General features: G+C 63.5%; 15 protein-coding genes. 8 read left to right on the top strand and 7 right to left on the bottom strand.

Annotated elements, in window-relative coordinates; all coding sequences use genetic code 11:
- Positions 1 to 154 precede the first annotated feature (154 nt).
- Positions 155 to 2,065 carry a potassium transporter Kup gene (locus EGJ22_RS16855; RefSeq protein ID WP_029887587.1) on the bottom strand — a complete coding sequence of 637 codons (1,911 nt, stop codon included), beginning with the start codon at positions 2,063 to 2,065 and terminating at the stop codon, positions 155 to 157.
- A gap of 235 nt (positions 2,066 to 2,300) precedes the next feature.
- Between EGJ22_RS16855 and rimO the strand changes: the two genes are divergently transcribed.
- From rimO to tsaA, 5 genes are all read left to right on the top strand, one after another.
- Complete coding sequence (gene rimO, locus EGJ22_RS16845) at positions 2,301 to 3,632, top strand: 30S ribosomal protein S12 methylthiotransferase RimO (RefSeq protein WP_029887588.1); 1,332 nt, start codon at positions 2,301 to 2,303, stop codon at positions 3,630 to 3,632.
- 156 nt (positions 3,633 to 3,788) lie between these two features.
- The gene (locus EGJ22_RS16840) at positions 3,789 to 4,256 is read left to right on the top strand and encodes a GNAT family N-acetyltransferase (RefSeq protein WP_029887589.1); all 468 of its coding nucleotides are present in this window, start codon (positions 3,789 to 3,791) and stop codon (positions 4,254 to 4,256) included.
- A 108-nt stretch (positions 4,257 to 4,364) separates the two neighbouring features.
- Positions 4,365 to 5,075 (top strand): rRNA pseudouridine synthase, encoded by a 711-nt coding sequence (locus EGJ22_RS16835; RefSeq protein WP_029887590.1) that lies wholly within the window; start codon positions 4,365 to 4,367, stop codon positions 5,073 to 5,075.
- A gap of 49 nt (positions 5,076 to 5,124) precedes the next feature.
- Positions 5,125 to 5,586: a DUF1456 family protein gene (locus tag EGJ22_RS16830; protein WP_029887591.1), complete on the top strand. Its 462-nt coding sequence runs from the start codon at positions 5,125 to 5,127 to the stop codon at positions 5,584 to 5,586.
- A 6-nt stretch (positions 5,587 to 5,592) separates the two neighbouring features.
- A complete protein-coding gene (tsaA, locus tag EGJ22_RS16825; RefSeq protein ID WP_009682558.1) occupies positions 5,593 to 6,285 on the top strand; it encodes a tRNA (N6-threonylcarbamoyladenosine(37)-N6)-methyltransferase TrmO in 693 nt (230 codons plus the stop codon).
- Between the two features lie 203 nt (positions 6,286 to 6,488).
- Here the strand turns inward: tsaA and EGJ22_RS16820 are convergent, their stop codons facing one another.
- The 4 genes from EGJ22_RS16820 to EGJ22_RS16805 all read right to left on the bottom strand — a co-directional run bounded on the left by EGJ22_RS16820 (position 6,489) and on the right by EGJ22_RS16805 (position 10,882).
- Positions 6,489 to 7,811 (bottom strand): dicarboxylate/amino acid:cation symporter, encoded by a 1,323-nt coding sequence (locus EGJ22_RS16820; RefSeq protein WP_009682559.1) that lies wholly within the window; start codon positions 7,809 to 7,811, stop codon positions 6,489 to 6,491.
- A gap of 295 nt (positions 7,812 to 8,106) precedes the next feature.
- Complete coding sequence (locus EGJ22_RS16815) at positions 8,107 to 9,453, bottom strand: ATP-binding protein (RefSeq protein WP_029887592.1); 1,347 nt, start codon at positions 9,451 to 9,453, stop codon at positions 8,107 to 8,109.
- Positions 9,450 to 10,127, bottom strand: coding sequence for a response regulator (locus EGJ22_RS16810; RefSeq protein ID WP_029887593.1), 678 nt, complete (start codon positions 10,125 to 10,127; stop codon positions 9,450 to 9,452). Before EGJ22_RS16810 ends, EGJ22_RS16815 begins: the two co-directional genes overlap by 4 nt.
- A gap of 149 nt (positions 10,128 to 10,276) precedes the next feature.
- Entirely contained in the window at positions 10,277 to 10,882 is a 606-nt protein-coding gene (locus EGJ22_RS16805; RefSeq protein ID WP_029885544.1) for an outer membrane beta-barrel protein, read from the bottom strand.
- Positions 10,883 to 11,011: 129 nt separating this feature from the next.
- On the opposite strand from EGJ22_RS16805, the gene EGJ22_RS16800 reads away from it, so the two are divergent.
- Both EGJ22_RS16800 and EGJ22_RS16795 read left to right on the top strand, forming a co-directional pair.
- Positions 11,012 to 11,803: a dienelactone hydrolase family protein gene (locus tag EGJ22_RS16800; RefSeq protein WP_029885545.1), complete on the top strand. Its 792-nt coding sequence runs from the start codon at positions 11,012 to 11,014 to the stop codon at positions 11,801 to 11,803.
- A gap of 157 nt (positions 11,804 to 11,960) precedes the next feature.
- Positions 11,961 to 12,662: a 4'-phosphopantetheinyl transferase gene (locus tag EGJ22_RS16795; protein WP_029885546.1), complete on the top strand. Its 702-nt coding sequence runs from the start codon at positions 11,961 to 11,963 to the stop codon at positions 12,660 to 12,662.
- 3 nt (positions 12,663 to 12,665) lie between these two features.
- Here the strand turns inward: EGJ22_RS16795 and EGJ22_RS16790 are convergent, their stop codons facing one another.
- Positions 12,666 to 14,273 (bottom strand): ATP-binding protein, encoded by a 1,608-nt coding sequence (locus EGJ22_RS16790; RefSeq protein ID WP_029885547.1) that lies wholly within the window; start codon positions 14,271 to 14,273, stop codon positions 12,666 to 12,668.
- On the bottom strand, positions 14,270 to 14,968 hold the full coding sequence (locus EGJ22_RS16785) for a response regulator (protein ID WP_009682568.1): 699 nt from the start codon (positions 14,966 to 14,968) through the stop codon (positions 14,270 to 14,272). Before EGJ22_RS16785 ends, EGJ22_RS16790 begins: the two co-directional genes overlap by 4 nt.
- A 746-nt stretch (positions 14,969 to 15,714) precedes the next feature.
- On the opposite strand from EGJ22_RS16785, the gene EGJ22_RS16775 reads away from it, so the two are divergent.
- Positions 15,715 to 18,594 (top strand): ribonucleoside-diphosphate reductase subunit alpha, encoded by a 2,880-nt coding sequence (locus EGJ22_RS16775; protein ID WP_029885548.1) that lies wholly within the window; start codon positions 15,715 to 15,717, stop codon positions 18,592 to 18,594.
- The last annotated feature ends 320 nt before the right edge of the window (positions 18,595 to 18,914 follow it).

The following is an 18,914-nucleotide window of genomic DNA, read 5'->3' as shown; positions in this document are numbered from 1 at the left end:
GCGGCGCTCGATCTCACAGGCGCTGAAGATGCTCCGGCTACCCTTGCCAGGAACCATAGAATCTCCCACAGGGACCGTGCCATGTTGAATATCAGCGCAGTACTTGTGGGAGCCTGGCTTGCCAGCGATGGGCTGCAAAGCAGCCCCTTGCCAATCAGATCTCGACCTGGGTCCCCAGTTCGATCACCCGGTTCAGCGGCAGGTTGAAGAAGCGCAGGTTGCCGTTGGCATTCTTCAGCAGGAAGGCGAACAGGTTGCCACGCCAGCGCGACATCCCCTCGAGCCGTGAGGCGATCACCGTCTCACGGCTGAGGAAGTACGTGGTGCGCATTGGGGTGAAGTCCAGGCCATCCAGATGGCACAGTTTCAACGCCGCCGGTACGTCCGGCTCGTCCATGAAGCCAAAATGCAGCAGCACGCGGAAGAAGCCGTCACCATAGGCTTCCACTTCGAAGCGCTCGTGCTCCGGCACCCGCGGCCGGTCCTCGCTGACCACCGTCAACAACACCACCTGGCTATGCAGCACCTGGTTGTGCAGCATGTTGTGCAGTAGCGCATGCGGCACGGCATCGGAACGCGCGGTCAGGAACACCGCCGTGCCTTCGACCCGGTGCGGTGGCTGAATGCGGATACTGCTGATGAACAACGGCAGCGGCAATGCCCCTTCGTCGATGCGCTCGACCAGGATCTGCTTGCCACGCTTCCAGGTGCTCATCAGCAGGTACAGCACGCCCCCGGCCAGCACCGGGAAAGCGCCACCCTGGACAATTTTCGGCACGTTGGCGGCAAAGAACAGCCCGTCGACCAGCAGGAAACCGACCAGAATCGGCACCGCCAGCAGCGGCGGCCACTTCCACAGCAGCAGCATCACCGCCGACACCAGGATCGTGGTCATCAGCATGGTCCCGGTTACCGCAACACCGTAGGCTGCCGCCAGCGCCCCGGAGGACTCGAAACCGATCACCAGCAGTACCACACCCACCATCAGGGTCCAGTTCACCGCACCGATATAGATCTGCCCTTGCTCGTCGCTGGAGGTGTGCTGGATCTGCATGCGCGGGATATAACCCAGCTGGATGGCCTGGCGGGTCAAGGAGAAGGCCCCGGAAATCACTGCCTGCGAGGCGATCACCGTGGCCAGGGTGGCCAGGCCGACCAACGGCAACAGCGCCCAGCCCGGTGCCAGCAGGTAGAACGGGTTGCGGGCCGCATCCGGGTCCTGCAGCAGGAGCGCACCCTGGCCAAAATAGTTGAGCACCAGCGCCGGCAGCACCAGGATGAACCAGGCACGGGCGATAGGCTTGCGGCCAAAATGGCCCATGTCGGCATACAATGCCTCGGCACCGGTCAGCGCCAGCACCACCGCCCCCAGAATGGCCACGCCCATCCCCGGGTGCACCAAGAAGAAGTTGACCGCCCAGCCGGGGTTGAAGGCCTTGAGCACTTCCGGGCTTTGCGAAATGCCGTGCACGCCCAGTGCACCGAGCACCACGAACCAGGTGACCATGATCGGGCCGAACAGCTTGCCGATCTTCTCGGTACCGTGCTTCTGCACCAGGAACAAGGCCACCAGCACCACCAGCGAAATCGGCACCACCCAGTGGTCGATACCGTCGAACGCCAGGCCCATGCCCTCTACCGCCGACAGCACCGACACCGCCGGGGTGATCATGCTGTCACCATAGAACAGCGAAGCGCCGATCAGGCCACAGATCACCATCAGTGTGCGCAGCCGCGGGTAGGCCGCCGTAGCCCGCCGCGCCAGCGCAGTCAGGGCCATGGTGCCGCCCTCGCCCTGGTTGTCGGCGCGCAGGATGAACATCACGTACTTGAACGACACCACCCACAGCAGCGACCAGAGGATCAGCGACAGGATCCCCAGTACGCCGTCATGGTTGACCGGCACCCCATAACCACCGGTAAAGACTTCCTTCAGGGTATACAGCGGGCTGGTGCCGATATCGCCATAAACCACCCCGACTGCTGCCACGAGCAGGCCCAGCGACCGCGTCGCACTCTGCTTACCCTCGTGCCCGCCCTCAGCGTGACTGCTTGCCTGAACCATCGACCACTCCCGCAGACGGCCATTACGGCCTTTCAGTATTCACTCTGCGACCAAGCACTCACTGCAGCTTGGCGCAACGGCGCGAAGCATAGCGCAGCGTTCGTCGTATTTCTGCTGGTCAAGCGTCACTGCGCTCGCTAGAATTGCGCACTTTTTGATCAGAGGCGCCAAAAGCGCCCGTCAAGATCGCCCCCGATTCCGGCCGGGCGACCTGCATTCAATACCGAGGTTAGTCATGTCCACCACGCCCGCCACCCCCAAGGTAGGTTTCGTAAGCCTGGGTTGCCCCAAAGCCCTGGTCGATTCCGAGCGCATCCTGACCCAGCTGCGCATGGAAGGCTATGAAGTCGTGCCCACCTACGAGGATGCCGACGTGGTGGTGGTCAACACCTGCGGCTTCATCGACAGTGCCAAGGCCGAATCGCTGGAAGTCATCGGCGAAGCGATCAAGGAAAACGGCAAGGTCATCGTAACCGGCTGCATGGGCGTTGAAGAAGGCAACATCCGTGACGTGCACCCAAGCGTGCTGTCGGTCACAGGCCCGCAACAGTACGAGCAGGTGGTCAACGCCGTGCACGAAGTGGTGCCACCCCGCCAGGACCACAACCCGCTGATCGACCTGGTACCGCCACAAGGGGTCAAGTTGACCCCGCGCCACTACGCCTACCTGAAAATTTCCGAAGGCTGCAACCACAGCTGCAGCTTCTGCATCATCCCGTCGATGCGCGGCAAGCTGGTCAGCCGCCCGGTGGGCGAAGTGCTGAGCGAGGCCGAGCGCCTCGTGAAGGCCGGGGTCAAGGAGATCCTGGTGATTTCCCAAGACACCAGCGCCTATGGCGTTGACGTCAAGTACAAGACCGACTTCTGGAACGGCCGCCCGGTCAAGACCCGCATGCTTGAACTGTGCCAAGCACTGAGCAGCCTGGGTGCCTGGGTGCGCCTGCACTACGTGTACCCTTACCCGAATGTCGACGATGTGATCCCGTTGATGGCGGCCGGCAAGATCCTGCCGTACCTGGACATTCCGTTCCAGCATGCCAGCCCGAAAGTGCTCAAGTCGATGAAGCGCCCGGCTTTCGAAGACCGTACCCTGGCACGCATCAAGCAATGGCGCGAACAGTGCCCCGAGCTGGTGATCCGTTCCACCTTCATCGTCGGCTTCCCCGGCGAAACCGAAGAAGACTTCCAGTACCTGCTGGACTGGCTGACCGAAGCCCAGCTCGACCGCGTGGGCTGCTTCCAGTACTCGCCGGTGGAAGGCGCCCCGGCCAACGACCTGGGCCTGGCTGAAGTACCGGACGACATCAAGCAGGACCGTTGGGACCGTTTCATGGCCCACCAGCAGGCCATCAGCGCTGCCCGCCTGCAACTGCGCATCGGCAAGGAAATCGAAGTGCTGATCGACGAAGTCGAGGCGCAAGGTTCGGTAGGCCGCAGCTTCTTCGATGCCCCGGAAATCGACGGCAGCGTGTTCATCGATGGCGACCATGGCTTCAAGCCAGGCGACAAGGTTCGTTGCCGGGTGGTAGACGCCGACGAATACGACATGTGGGCCGAGCCGGTCTGACACCCACGCAGTACGCTGCGCACCATCGCCGGCCAGCAGCTCCTTTACCAGGGAGCTGCCTGGCCGATGATGGGCCGCGCAGGCGCACCGGCAATCCTTGGGCCTGTTGCGCTTTTAGCATCTATCGTTTCCTCAGCCCCAGAGGAACGTACCCCGATGCGCCAGCCATTGTCCCTGCAAACCCCGCACCTTAGCGACTACCCCGAACTGGCCCAGGTCTGGGAAGACTCGGTGCGCGCGACCCACGATTTTCTACCCGATGCCTATGTCCGGCTGCTGCGTGAGCATGTGCTGTACCGCTACCTCGACGCCGTGATGCTGGTCTGCTGCAAGGACCGCCAGCGTATCTGCGGGTTCGCCGGGGTCGCCAGCAGCCGGGTGGATATGCTCTTCGTTGCCCCGGCCTACCGTGGCCAGGGCGTAGGCAGGCGCTTGCTGCGCTACGCCATCAACGAACTCAATGCCGAAACCCTGGACGTCAACGAGCAGAACCTGCAAGCCCTGGGCTTTTACCTGCATGAAGGTTTCGAGGTGGTCGGCCGCTCCCCTACCGACGGCCTTGGCCAACCCTACCCCCTGCTGCATATGCGCCTGCGGGGCACAAGCCAGTGCAGCGGCGACTGAATATGCCGCAGCAGGTCGCCGAAATGGCGCAAGTGACACAGATTCCCATCATCAACCGCGTAGGGGCAGGTACAATGGTCACCTTTCCCTGCCTCTGCGAATTGCGCCATGTCCGAACCCGTCCGCCTGTCCAAACGCCTCATCGAGCAGCTTGGCTGCTCTCGCCGCGAGGCCGAGCTGTACATTGAAGGAGGCTGGGTCACGGTCGATGGCGTGGTGGTCGAGCAGCCGCAGTTCAAGGTCGGGCAACAGCGCGTCGAGCTGTTGCCTGGCGCCCGCGCCGAGACCCTGGAGCCGGTGACCCTGCTGCTGAACCAGCCTGCCAACATGGACAGCGAAAGCGCCCGCGCCAGCATCAACATGGGCAGCCTCAGCGAAGCCCACCGCGAGGGCGTGCGTGCGCTGCACGGGCACTTTGCCCGGCAGGCTTGCGTCGCCCGACTGGAGCGCGGCGCCAGTGGCCTGCAAGTGTTCACCCAGGACTGGCGGGTGACCCGCAAGATCGAAGCCGACCTGCGCCGCCTGGAGCAGGAATTCATCGTTGAAGTGCGCGGCCAGACCACGCCCCAGGCACTGGAGCGCCTGGCCCGCGGTGCTACGCGCAATGACCGTGAGCTACCCAAGGCCAAGGCCAGCTGGCAGAACGAGACCCACCTGCGCATGGCCCTGAAAAACCCGCAGCCCGGGCAGATCGCCGAATTGTGCGCTTACCTGCGCTTGGAGCTGGTGGGCATGCGGCGCATTCGCCTGGGTGGCGTGTCGATGGGCAAGTTGCCGCTGGGCCAATGGCGCTATGTGGCCACTACCGAACGTTTCTAAGTAATAGGCCGCGCTGGAACGCGCGGCACCTGAACAGGATTCAGCAGCAATGAACCACAACGACGTCCTGCGCAGCCTGCGCTACATGCTCAAGGTGAACGACGCCAAGATGGCCGAGATCATCGGCCTCTCCGGCCTCGAAGTGCACCCGCTGGTGCTGGCCACCTACCTGAAGAAAGAAGACGAAGAAGGCTTTGTGCGTTGCCCTGAGCGGGTGATGGCGCACTTCCTCGACGGCCTGGTGTTCTACCGTCGCGGCAAGGATGACAGCCGCCCGGCGCAACCGATCGAGCTGCCGGTGACCAACAACCTGATCCTCAAGAAGCTGCGGGTGGCTTTCGAACTCAAGGAGGACGACTTGCACGCGATCCTCAAGTCCGTGAACTTCCCGGTCAGCAAGCCGGAATTGAGTGCACTGTTCCGCAAAGCTGGCCACGACAACTACCGGCCGTGCGGCGACCAGCTGCTGCGCAACTTCCTCAAGGGCCTGACTTTGCGCGTGCGCGGCTGAGTGACCATGCAGCACACCGTTGCCCCGGTCGGTATCGTCCGTTCATGCTTCAAGGAAAAGTTTGCCATTCCGCGCCAACCGCAGCTGGCTCCCGCCGCCCGCGGGGTGCTGGAGCTGCTGCCGCCGTTCGACCAGGGTGAGGCAGTCGAAGGCCTGGAGCAGGTCAGCCATGTCTGGCTGCTGTTCCTGTTCCACCAGGCGCTGGAAGACAAGCCACGCCTGAAGGTGCGGCCACCGCGCCTGGGTGGCAACAAGAGCATGGGCGTGTTCGCGACCCGCGCCACCCATCGGCCCAATGGCATCGGCCAGTCGGTGGTGCGCCTGGAGGGGGTTGAACCGGGGCGGCTGCTGCTGTCCGGGATCGACCTGTTGGACGGCACGCCGGTGCTGGACATCAAGCCCTACGTGCCTTACGCCGACAGCATTGCATGCGCCAGCAACCAGATGGCCAGCGCCGCGCCTGCAGCCATTGCCGTGCACTGGGCCGACAGCGCATTGGCGCAGGCCCGCGAGCATGCATTGCGGCTGGGTGAGCCGCTGGTGGCGCTGATCGAACAGTGCCTGGCCCAGGACCCACGCCCGGCCTACCAGGTACCTGCACCGGAACGGGTGTACGGGGTGAGGTTCTGGGATGTGCAGGTGCGCTGGCATTACCCGCAGCCGGAGGCGATCCGGGTGTTGGAGGTGGTGCTGGCCTGACCCCGATTCAGGCTTGTTCGCTGTCCATTGTAGGAGCGGCCTTGCGTCGCGATGGGGCGCGTAGCGGCCCCGGGCCTTTAGCCATCCTGCAAGCTTGCCGGGGCTGCTACGCAGCCCTTTCGCGACGCAAGGCCGCTCCCACAAGGACCGTGCAGGCATGAAAAAGGCGACCCGAGGTCGCCTTTTTGCATTTCAAGCCGCTATCAACGAGCCGGGCCTTCAGCCACACCCAGGTCGTCGGTTGGGCGGGTATCAACCAGCGGTGCACCGCCGGACGCCAGCTCCGAGGCCAGCTTGTCGTTGTCCATTTCCTTGACCCACTTGGCCACGACCACGGTGGCAACGGCGTTGCCGACCAGATTGGTCAGGGCGCGGGCTTCGGACATGAAGCGGTCGATACCGAGGATCAGCGCCAGGCCGGCAACCGGCAGGTGGCCCACCGCCGACAGGGTGGCAGCCAGCACGATGAAGCCCGACCCGGTGACGCCGGCAGCACCCTTGGAAGCCACCAGCAGCACCAACAGCAAGGTGATCTGGTGGGTGATGTCCATGGTGGTGTCGGTGGCCTGGGCAATGAAGACCGCTGCCATGGTCAGGTAGATCGAGGTGCCGTCGAGGTTGAACGAGTAACCGGTCGGGATCACCAGGCCAACCACGGACTTCTTGGCACCCAGGCGTTCCATCTTGGCCAGCATGCGCGGCAGGGCCGATTCCGACGAGGAGGTGCCCAGCACGATCAGCAGCTCTTCACGGATGTAGCGGATCAGTTTCAGCACGCTGAAGCCGTGGGCGCGGCAGATACCGCCCAGCACCACCAGCACGAACAACAGGCAGGTGATGTAGAAGCAGGCCATCAGGTAGCCCAGTTGCACCAGCGAACCCACGCCGTACTGGCCGATGGTGAAGGCCATGGCACCGAAGGCGCCAAGCGGGGCCAGCTTCATGATCATGTTGATGATGTTGAACATGACATGGGCGAAGCGGTCGATCATGTCCAGCAGCGGCTTGCCGTAGCTGCCCAGGCGGTGCAGGGCGAAGCCGAACAGGACCGAGAACATCAGCACTTGCAGGATATCGCCGTTGGCGAATGCACCGACCACTGTGTTCGGGATGACGTTGAGCAGGAAGCCGACCGTGGTCTGCTGCGCGCCGGCGGCGGCATAGGCAGCCACACTGCTGGCGTTCAGGGTGCTGACGTCGATGTGCATGCCAGCGCCTGGCTTGACCACGTTGACGACGATGAGGCCAATGATCAAGGCGATGGTGGAGACGATTTCAAAGTACAGCAGCGCGTAGCCGCCAGTCTTGCCGACCGACTTCATGCTCTGCATGCCGGCGATGCCGCTGACCACGGTACAGAAGATGATCGGGGCGATGACCATCTTGATCAGTTTGACGAAACCGTCACCGAAGGGTTTGAGCGCGACGCCCGTTTCCGGGTAGAAGTGGCCGAGCAGGATGCCGATGGTGATGGCGACCAACACCTGGACATACAGGGATTTGTACAGCGGCTGACGTGTCGTCATGGCTAATTTTCCTCAAGTGTGCCGGCTCACCCTTCCCAGGGTGATGGGGCACCTGAATCGCTAACCCTCCTGCACTTGGAGGGATTTGTCGTTGTGTTCGAGCTGCCTGGGCAGGCCTCTGCGTAGATCAATAGCAAGGGTGGTGCCAAAGTGCCCAGCAAGGGTGCAAATGCCTTGTGTACCAAGGATTAATGCCCAACGACGGGGCGATAAAGGTGAGGAAAGCTGGCGGATTTCCGCCCGGTGGCGGGTTTTGTACAGGCATGTTGGCGGGAATCCGCCCACCCGGGCCGAATCAATCGAGGTTGAAGGTAATCCTGAACGCAGCCCCACCCAGTGGTGAGTCCCCCAAGCTGAGCACGGCGTCATAGCTGTCGACGATATCCTTGACCACCGCCAGGCCGATGCCCTGCCCCGGGTGCTGGCTGTCCAGCCGCTCACCGCGCTCGAGGATGCGCTCGCGCTGGTCGACCGGTACGCCCGGCCCGTCGTCTTCGATGCACAAGCTCAGGCGCCCTGGCACTTGCTCGAGGCTTACGCGCACCTGGCCAAGGCTCAGCCGATAGGCGTTTTCCAGCAGGTTGCCGAGCATCTCCAGCAAGGCGCCCTGCTCCATCGGCACCTGGGCCGCCCCGGGTAACACCCGTTGCACCTCCACGCGTTTGTCCCGGTATACCTTGGCCAACGTGCTGCACAGGCTGTCGAGCACAGGCCGTAGCGGCACACTGTGGCGCACCAGGCCGCTCTTGCGCAGGCTGGCGCGCTGCAGCTGGTAGTCGATCTGCTGGCTCATGCGTTCGATCTGGCTTTGCAGCACCCGCGCCTGTTCGCGTTCGCCACTGCGCTGCTGCAGGCTTTCGCCCACCCCCTGCAACACCGCCAGCGGGGTTTTCAGGCTGTGTGCCAGGTCGTCCAGCGAATCCCGGTAGCGCGTACGCTGCTCGCGTTCACTGCGCAGCAAACGGTTGAGCGAGCGGGTCAGGCGCAGCAGCTCGCGGGGGTGCTCGCCGCTCAGGCCATCGCGCGCCCCTGCTTCCACCTCATCCAGTTCGTGGCTGAGCCGGCGCAGCGAGCGCAAGCCCCAGGTCAAGCCGGCCCACAGCAACACCAGCAGCGCCAGCAAGGCGGCGCCGAAGCCCAGGTAGAGCTTTTCGCGCAGGCCGTCGAGGGTCGCCTTGTACTCGCTCACCGGCTGCAGGGCGACAATGCTGTAGGCTGCGCTCTGGCCACCCAGCAGCTTGATCTCGACGTCGTAGACAAAGAACTCTTCACCATCGGCCTGGTGGATGCGGGCAAATTCGTTGCCGCGCCCGTCATAGCGCGGCCGGTAGTTGATGTGCCGGTCGGCGGTGGCGCGGGACTGCCAGACCAGGTGGCCATCGCGGTCGAAGATATACCCGAGCAGGCCGGTGTACGGCAGGTTGTAACGCTCGTCCGGCAGCAGTTCAGGCATCTGCAACTGGCCGCCTTCGATGCGCGCGGCCGATATCAGCGTGGTTACGTCCGAGGCCAGGCGCTGCTCGATCGACTCCTGCAGGGCCAGGCTGAACGCCTTCTGCAACGCGGGCAGCAACCCCAGCATGAACAGCAGCGCCAGCACGGCGGCGGCCAGCATCAGGCGCACGCGCAGGGAACGAATCATCGGCAGCGCTCGGTGAACAGGTAGCCCAGGCCACGTACGGTATCGATGGGTTTGAACCCCTGCTCGCCTTCCAGCTTGCGGCGCAGGCGGCCGACCAGCACCTCGATCACATTCGGGTCACGCTCCTCATCGCCTGGGTACAGTTGCTCCATCAGGCGGTCCTTGGCCACCACCTGCTGATGATGGCGCATGAGGTATTCGAGGATGCGGTACTCATAAGCCGTGAGCGCCAACGGCTGCGCATCGAGGCTGGCCTGCTTGCGGTTGAGGTCGAGCACCAGCGGGCCGGCAGCGATGGTCGACTGGGTGAAGCCGCTGGAGCGGCGCAGCAGCGCACTCAGGCGGGCTTCGAGCTCTTCGAACTGGAAGGGTTTGACCAGGTAGTCGTCGGCGCCTGCGGCCAGGCCTTCGACCTTGTCCTGCCAGTTGCCACGGGCCGTGAGGATGAGGATGGGGAAGGTCTTGTCCTGGCTGCGCAGGCGCGTGATCAGCTCCAGGCCACTGATACCGGGCAAGCCCAGGTCGATGATGGCCAGGTCGAAGTGGTACTGCCCGGCCTGGTACAGCGCCTCCTCGGCATCGGCGACCGCCTCGACCACGTGGCCGCTTTCGCCCAGGCGGGTGTAGAGGTGATGGCGAAGCAGGGCTTCGTCCTCGACCACCAGCAGTTTCATATGCAGCTCCTTTTCATCTATTGCCTGTACCGGCCTCTTCGCGGCTAAAGCCGCTGCCACAGGGAGCACACAGGTTTGCTGGACTGTGCGATCCCTGTGGCAGCGGCTTTAGCCGCGAAGAGGCCGGTACAGGATAACCCGGCAGGCCGTCAGAACTTGTAGGAGGCCGCCAGGTAAGTCTGCGCACTGCTGCTCAGGCGCAGGGTGCCATCCTTCGGCCCGCCATGCGCGCCCACCTCGGTTGCCGCATTGGTGCGCAGATAGCGGTAGCCCAGCTCGACCGAAGCCTTGTCGGTGATGTCCTGGATCACACCGGCCTGCAGCCCGTAGGCATAACCGTAGTCGGTATCGCGGCGGGCGCCTGGCGAGTCCTGGGTGAGCTTGGTCATGCCCAGGCTGCCACCGCCAAACAGCTTGGTGGTATCGCCCACCGGCAGGAACAGGTCATAACTGCCCAGCAGGTTTTCCTGACGCAGTTTCAGGCCGCTGTGATCTCCCGAGACGTTGTCATAGGTCATGTAGTAGCGGCCTTGGTCGTTGATCTTGCCCACACGCACACCCCAGGTGTCATCCTTGCCGACGATGCCGTCGGTGTTGAGGTTGTCGGTGTTGCGCTGCAACAGGCCGGACTTGCGAACCTTGTCGCTGGTCTGGCCGTAGGTGAGGCTGGCGAAGTTGTCGTCGGCAGCCTGGGCGGTGGTGATGCCAGCGGCGCAGACGGCCATGGCGGCAAGCAGGGTATTGAAAGTTTTCATGGCAGGTTACTCCAGTTGGGTGCGCTGTTTCGGTCTGGAAGCTAGAGTAAGCAGGGCACCCTGAACCGCGACTGAACCCTGACTGAACCTCGGCTGAACGACTTGATTGCCGACCTAGGAGTAGTACCCATGCGTGTCCTGCTGGCTCTGACCCTGATGTGCAGCGCTGCCCTTGCCCAAGCGGCGGTACAAACCCGCGAAATTCCTTACCAGGATGCCGACGGCAACCGGCTGGTCGGCTACTACGCATACGACGACGCCGTCGAGGGCAAGCGCCCAGGCATTGTCGTGGTGCATGAATGGTGGGGGCTGAACGATTATGCCAAGCGCCGCGCCCGTGACCTGGCAGCGCTGGGCTATAACGCCCTGGCCATTGACATGTATGGCGATGGCAAGCACACCGAGCACCCGCAGGATGCCCAGGCGTTCATGGCGGCCGCACTGAAAGACCCTGCCGCTGCAGCCAGGCGCTTCGATGCGGGCCTTGAGCTGCTGAAACTGCAACCGAACACCAACAAGCACGAGCTGGGTGCGGTCGGCTACTGCTTCGGCGGCAAGGTGGTGCTGGATGCTGCACGCCGTGGGGAGAAACTCGACGGCGTAGTGAGCTTCCATGGCGCACTGGCTACCGCTACCCCGGCCAAACCGGGCGTGGTACGCGCGGATATCCTGGTCGAGCACGGCGCGGCCGACAGCATGGTCACACCGCAACAGGTCAAGGACTTCAAGGCCGAGATGGATGCGGCCAAGGTGAACTATCAGTTCGTCAGCATCGAAGGGGCCAAGCACGGCTTCACCAACCCGGATGCAGACCGCTTGAGCCATGGCGAACATGGCGGGCCGGACATTGGTTATAACAAGGCCGCGGATGAAAGCTCCTGGGCGGATATGCAGGCGTTTTTCAAGAAGGTATTCAAATAGCGATTGTGCGGCCCGCTTTGCGGTCCATCGCCGGCAAGTCAGCTTTCACAGGCACTGCATAGATCTTCGGGCCTGCAGGCTTGCCGGCGATGGGCTGCACGGCAGCCTCGGTTATTGCATCTCCCACACCGTCGCCGCGGCTGGCACAATAGCCGCCATGAACACGCTCCCCGCCTGCTGCGCCCCACTTCAGTACCACTGGCCCCTGCCCCGCCCATTACCCGGTGCGGTGCTGGTCAGTTGCGCCTTCGACCCCGCCCAGCTAGGGGCCGACGACTTCCAGCGCGCGGGGGTAGTGCCAAGCGCCAGCCTGCTGCGCTCGGTGCCCAAGCGCCAGGCCGAGTACCTGGCCGGCCGTGCATGCGCACGGGCCGCGCTGCAGCGCCTGGACGGTCGCAACTACGTGCCTGGCACCCATGAAGACCGCTCGCCCATCTGGCCCGCCGGCATTCATGGCTCGATCACCCATGGCCAAGGCTGGGCCGCCGCGGTGGTTGCTGCCGCCCACAGCTGCCAGGGCGTGGGCCTGGATCAGGAAGCCCTGCTCAATGACGAACGCGCCGAGCGCTTGATGGGCGAAATTCTCACCCCGGCCGAGTTGGAGCGCCTGGACCGCGCTCAGCTTGGGCTGACGGTCACCCTGACCTTCTCGCTGAAGGAAAGCCTGTTCAAGACCCTCTACCCCCTGACCCGCCAGCGTTTCTACTTCGAGCACGCCGAAGTGCTCGACTGGTCTGGCGAGGGGCTGGCGCGCCTGCGCCTGCTCACCGACCTGTCGCCACAGTGGCAACGCGGGGCAGAGCTGCACGGCCAGTTCAGCCTGCAACACGGCCATCTGCTTAGCCTGGTAAGCGTCTGAGGCCTACAAGGGTGCCTGCTGGCGCGGCCAGTTCAGGCTGAAGCAGGCGCCCCCCAACGCCGCACTGCGCCCTACCGTGGCTCGCCCGGCATGCCAGTAGATGATCCGCCGCACGATCGAAAGGCCCAGGCCATGCCCGCCCGAGGCGCGGGTGCGGCTGTCGTCCAGGCGGGTGAACGGCGTGAAAATGCGGTCCCATACCCCCTCCGGGATGCCTGGGCCATCGTCTTCCACATCGATGCGGCAGCGTTGCTGCCCCAGCTGGTAGCTCAGGCGTACCTGCGACTCGGCGTGGCGCATGGCATTGCCGACCAGGTTCTGCAGCGCCCGGTGCAGGTAGCGCGGCTCCGCCTCGACCCAGGCGCCATCGGCATCGGCCCCCTGGCACTCACCCCGCTCGACGCGCACATCGGCACGCAGCGGCGCCAACTCGTCGATCACCCGGTCGAGCAAGGCATCGATGTCGATCCGCTGGAACTGCAAGGCCGGCGCGCCTTGCTCGAGGCGCGCGTAAGTGAGCATTTCGTCGACCAGCCTGTCGAGGTCCTGGATGTCGCCGTCCATGCCAGCCAGGTGCTTGGCGCGCGCCTGCTCGGTGCTGGCACTTTCGATCATCTCCAGGCCAAAGCGCAGGCGCGCCACCGGCGTGCGCAACTCGTGGGATACCGCGCGCACCAGCTCACGCTGCATGGTCAGCGAACGCTGCAAGTGCTCGGCCATGCCATTGAATGCGGCGGCCAGGCGCCCTACCGAGTCGGTGTCGCCAGCCGGTACGCGTGTGTCCAGGCTGCCTTGGGCGATGCGTGTGGCGGCAACTTCCAGGCCCGACACGCGGCGCTCCAGCTGGCGGACCAGCAAGTAGACCACCAGACCGATCAGGCACAGGCCCAGAAACGCGATCAGGACCAGCAACTGCGGCGGATACGGGTTGAGCTGGTACAGCGGGCCGATCTCCAGCACCCAGGGCGAGCCGGTCAACCCGGCGAACACCCGGATCGAATCGCCATCCTTGCCCAGCGCCATCACCGTGTCGCCCTCCTCGACCCTGTGCCGCTGGTCATCGTCCAGGCTGACGCGCTCGATCCGTTGCAATGCAACGCCGAAGCCGAAGCCTTTTTCCTGCGTCAACCGGGCCAGGCGCTGCTGTTGTTCGGTGACCGGGTAGCGCACCAGCTCATCGGCCAGCAGATAAAGTGTCGCGCGTGCCAGCTGCTCGCTGATCTGGTTGATCTGCGCCACCAGCATCAGGTCTTCCTGGCCAACCTTGCGCAGCACCTGTGCCGCATGCGGGCCGGTTTTTTCCACCACCACCAGGCCACGGGCCAGGCGCGCACGCTGGGTGCCATCAAGCCGGCGGGCGCTCATCGGCTGCAGCGCCAGTGGCACGCCGAGCAGGCGCTCCCAGATCAACAGCGAGCGCTTGCGTTCGGTTGCGTTCTGCACCGCCAGGTTGTCCGCCATCAGGCTGAAGGTGCCTTGCGCCAGGCTCTCACGGTGCTGGGCGGCGCGCACCTCGTTGACCAGGTGCAGGCTGAGCACGCCCAGCAGCGCCACCAGTACCAGCACCGCCAGCATGCCGCCATAGATGCGCAGGAAAATCGAATTGTTCATGGTGCCTCGCCGACGAACAGGTAGCCCTTGCTGCGCAGGGTCTTGATCAGCCGCGGCTGCAGCGGGTCATCGCCGATCTTGGGGCGGATCCTGGAAATGCGGATGTCGATGGAACGGTCCTGGCCGTCGTAGCCAACACCACGCAGCGCAGTGAAGATCTGTTCGCGGCTAAGCACCCGCCCGGCATTGCTGGCCAGCAGCCAGAGCAAGTCGAATTCGGCGCCGGTCAGTTCGATCAGTTGCTCACCGAGGCGCGCCTCGCGCAGCCGGTTGTCGATGTGCAGGGCACCGAACGCCAGGTCCTGGCGCTTGCTGTCCAGGGCTTCGCTACGGCGCAGCAAGGCCTGGATACGCGCCAACAGCAGGCGCGGGCGCACCGGTTTGCAGACATAGTCGTCGGCGCCCAGGTCCAACCCGTGGATCTGGTCGAGTTCGTCGCTGCGTGCGGTGAGCATCAGGATCGGCCCAGGGTACTGGTTGCGCGCCCGGCGGCAGATGCTCAAGCCGTCCTCGCCCGGCAGCATCAGGTCGAGAATGACCAGATCAGGTTGGCTGTCGACGATCCGACGCACGGCACGCGCGCCATCGCCCTCGACCGCGACCTCGAAGCCGTTGGCCTGCAGGTACTCGGCGGTCAGCTCGGCCAGGCGCGGGTCGTCCTCGACGATCAGAATGCGGGGTTGGGTCTGGTCCATGGCTTTGGCCTTTTTATTCTCTGGATCGCAATCTTGGCCTTTGAGCGTATGACTGTAGATCTTTGCTGTCCATGAAATCGAGCGTGGCCCGCGCGGTGCTCGATCTGACAGGCAGCAACCCGCTACAGCCACGCACCTGCCCCCTTGGCTCGAGCGTTTTTTGTGGTAGGGTGCGCGCCCGCAAAAACTGCGACGGGGCGGCGAACGGCCGAAAAATACTGCAAACCACTTGGCACAAGGCCTACAGCGAATACTCACCTTTCACCCACAAAGTACCCACACGTTATCCACAGACGCTCGCCTTGCAAAGACCCCAATACCGCATTATCTTGTATCCCGATCGCAGCGAACCACTAGATATAGGGGTTCGTGCAAAATCACACACAAAAGTCAACCCGCTAGATCAAGCGATCTTCGGGGTGGAACTTCAAGTGATTTCAGCAGCCAAACCGCTCCTGCGGAGGCGACCGAGGCAAGCCCACCCAGGGCCTTGTTCGGGCATGGGTGTTGCAGGCCAGCCTGGCACTCATCAGCAACAGTTTTTGGGCCCAGCCCAGAACCTTTGACTTCGGCCAGGGAGCGGCAAGCCATTGCCCCTTATTCCTGAGTCTGTCCCGAAGTCGGTACGCCCGCGCGGGCGGGTGCGCATGCAGTGCGCATCCCCGTGAGGTTATCGAGCAAGTGGACGGAACGGTGGGCGCTCAAAAGGCGCCTGTACAATATAGAAACTGTGGAGACACCCACCCATGCAAACCGACACAACTCGCGAGAACCCGCAGGCCAAGGTGCCGCAGGCCGCCGATTCCCAGCAGGATCTGGCTGCTACCGCCCCTGGCCAACTGCGCGTGATCAAGCGTAACGGCACTGTCGTCCCGTACACCGACGACAAGATCACCGTTGCCATCACCAAGGCGTTCCTCGCAGTTGAAGGCGGCACCGCCGCCGCCTCGTCGCGCATTCACGACACCGTCGCGCGCCTGACCGAGCAGGTTACCGCCACGTTCAAGCGTCGCATGCCATCGGGTGGCACCATCCACATCGAAGAAATCCAGGACCAGGTCGAGCTGGCCCTGATGCGCGCCGGCGAGCAGAAAGTCGCCCGCGACTACGTGATCTACCGCGACCAGCGTGCAAAGGAGCGTGCGACCCGCGCCAACAACGACGCCGTGGTCGAGCCACACCCGAGCATCCGCATTACCCTGGCCGACGGCAGCCTGGCACCACTGGACATGGCCCGCCTGAACACCATCATCAGCGAAGCCTGCGAAGGCCTGGCCGAAGTCGATGGCGACCTGATCCAGCGCGAAACCCTGAAGAACCTCTACGACGGCGTAGCCATCAAGGACGTCAACACCGCCCTGGTGATGACTGCCCGTACCCTGGTAGAGCGCGAGCCGAACTACTCGTTCGTCACTGCCCGCCTGCTGATGGACACCCTGCGCGCCGAAGGCCTGGGCTTCCTGAACGTCGCCGAAAGCGCCACCCACCACGAAATGGCCGACCTGTACGCCAAGGCGCTGCCGGCCTATGTCGAGAAAGGCGTCGAATTCGAGCTGCTGGACCCTGCCCTGAAAGGCTACGACCTGGAGCGTCTGGGCAAGGCCATCGACCACGAGCGCGACCAGCAGTTTACCTACCTGGGCCTGCAAACCCTGTACGACCGCTACTTCATCCACAAGGATGGCGTGCGCTTCGAGCTGCCACAGGTGTTCTTCATGCGTGTGGCCATGGGCCTGGCGCTGGAAGAGAAAGACAAGGAAGCCCGTGCGATCGAGTTCTACAACCTGTTGTCGTCGTTCGACTACATGGCCTCGACCCCGACCCTGTTCAACGCCGGTACCCTGCGCCCGCAGCTGTCCAGCTGCTACCTGACCACCGTGCCAGACGACCTGTCGGGCATCTACCACGCGATCCACGACAACGCCATGCTGTCGAAATTCGCCGGTGGCCTGGGCAACGACTGGACCCCGGTCCGTGCACTGGGCTCGTACATCAAGGGCACCAATGGCAAGTCCCAGGGCGTGGTGCCGTTCCTGAAAGTGGTCAACGACACGGCCGTTGCCGTGAACCAGGGTGGCAAGCGCAAAGGCGCCGTGTGTGCCTACCTGGAAACCTGGCACCTGGACATCGAAGAGTTCATCGAGCTGCGCAAGAACACCGGTGATGACCGCCGCCGTACCCACGACATGAACACCGCCAACTGGATCCCTGACCTGTTCATGAAGCGTGTCTTCGATGACGGCAAGTGGACCCTGTTCTCGCCATCGGAAGTGCCCGACCTGCACGACCTGACCGGCAAGGCCTTCGAAGAGCGCTACGAGTACTACGAAGCCCTGACCGAGTACAACAAGATCAAGGTGTTCAAGACCATCCAGGCCAAAGACCTGTGGCGCAAGATGCTGTCGATGCTGTTCGAGACCGGCCACCCATGGCTGACCTTCAAGGACCCGTGCAACCTGCGTTCGCCGCAGCAGCACGTGGGCGTGGTCCACAGCTCGAACCTGTGCACCGAGATCACCCTGAACACCAACAAGGACGAGATCGCGGTCTGCAACCTGGGCTCGATCAACCTGCCGAACCACATCAATGATGGCAAGCTGGACACCGCCAAGCTGCAACGCACCGTGAACACCGCCGTGCGCATGCTCGACAACGTGATCGACATCAACTACTACTCGGTGCCGCAAGCGCGTAACTCGAACTTCAAGCACCGCCCGGTCGGCCTGGGCATCATGGGCTTCCAGGATGCGCTGTACCTGCAGCACATCCCGTACGGCTCCGACGCGGCCGTCGAGTTCGCCGACAAGTCGATGGAGGCGGTCAGCTACTTCGCCATCCAGGCTTCGTGCGACCTGGCCGACGAGCGTGGCGCCTACGAGACCTTCCAGGGCTCGCTGTGGTCCAAGGGCATCCTGCCACTGGATTCGCAACAGATCCTGATCGAGGCGCGTGGTGCCAAGTACATCGACGTCAACCTGGAAGAGTCGCTGGACTGGGCCCCGGTGCGCGAGCGCGTCAAGAAAGGTATCCGTAACTCGAACATCATGGCCATCGCGCCAACTGCAACCATTGCCAACATCACCGGCGTGTCGCAGTCGATCGAGCCGACTTACCAGAACCTGTACGTGAAATCCAACCTGTCGGGCGAATTCACCGTGATCAACCCGTACCTGGTGCGCGACCTGAAAGCCCGCGGCCTGTGGGACTCGGTCATGATCAACGACCTGAAGTACTACGATGGTTCGGTGCAACAGATCGAGCGTATTCCGCAAGAGCTCAAAGACCTGTACGCCACCGCGTTCGAAGTCGAAACCAAGTGGATTGTCGATGCGGCCTCGCGTCGTCAGAAGTGGATCGACCAGGCGCAATCGCTGAACCTGTACATTGCCGGCGCCTCGGGCAAGAAGCTGGACGTGACCTACCGCATGGCCTGGTACCGTGGCCTGAAAACCACCTACTACCTCCGTGCCCTGGCCGCGACCAGCACCGAGAAGTCGACCATCAACACCGGCAAGCTCAACGCCGTTTCCAGCGGTGGCGACAGCGCCCCGGTTCAGGCAGCAGGCCCAGCGCCAGTGCCGAAGGCCTGCGCGATCGACGAGCCAGACTGCGAAGCCTGCCAGTAAGGCCTGAATGCCGCACGGGGTGCCCTTGGGTGCCCCGCGCGGCATTTTTGTATCTGCACCCCGGAGAAACCTTGCCTTTTCCCCAGCGCTCACGCGGCTCGGCAAAAGAACAGGACTTCTCACAAAACGCGGTCACTGTGGGAGCGGCCTTGTGTCGCGATTGGGGTGCGAAGCGCCCCCAAGATTGCAGCTTCGCCGCATGATTCGCGGGGCCGCTTTGCGGCCCGTTCGCGACACAAGGCCGCTCCCACAAAAATCACGCCAACACCACATAATGTGGCTTAAAAATAAAAACCCACAACATGTAGTGCCATCCGCGT

This window comes from Pseudomonas sp. p99-361, assembly GCF_003935475.1.
Taxonomy (GTDB): Bacteria; Pseudomonadota; Gammaproteobacteria; order Pseudomonadales; family Pseudomonadaceae; genus Aquipseudomonas; species Aquipseudomonas juntendi.
Note: the sequence above shows the minus strand (reverse complement) of the source record. Positions and strands in the feature narration are given on the sequence as shown.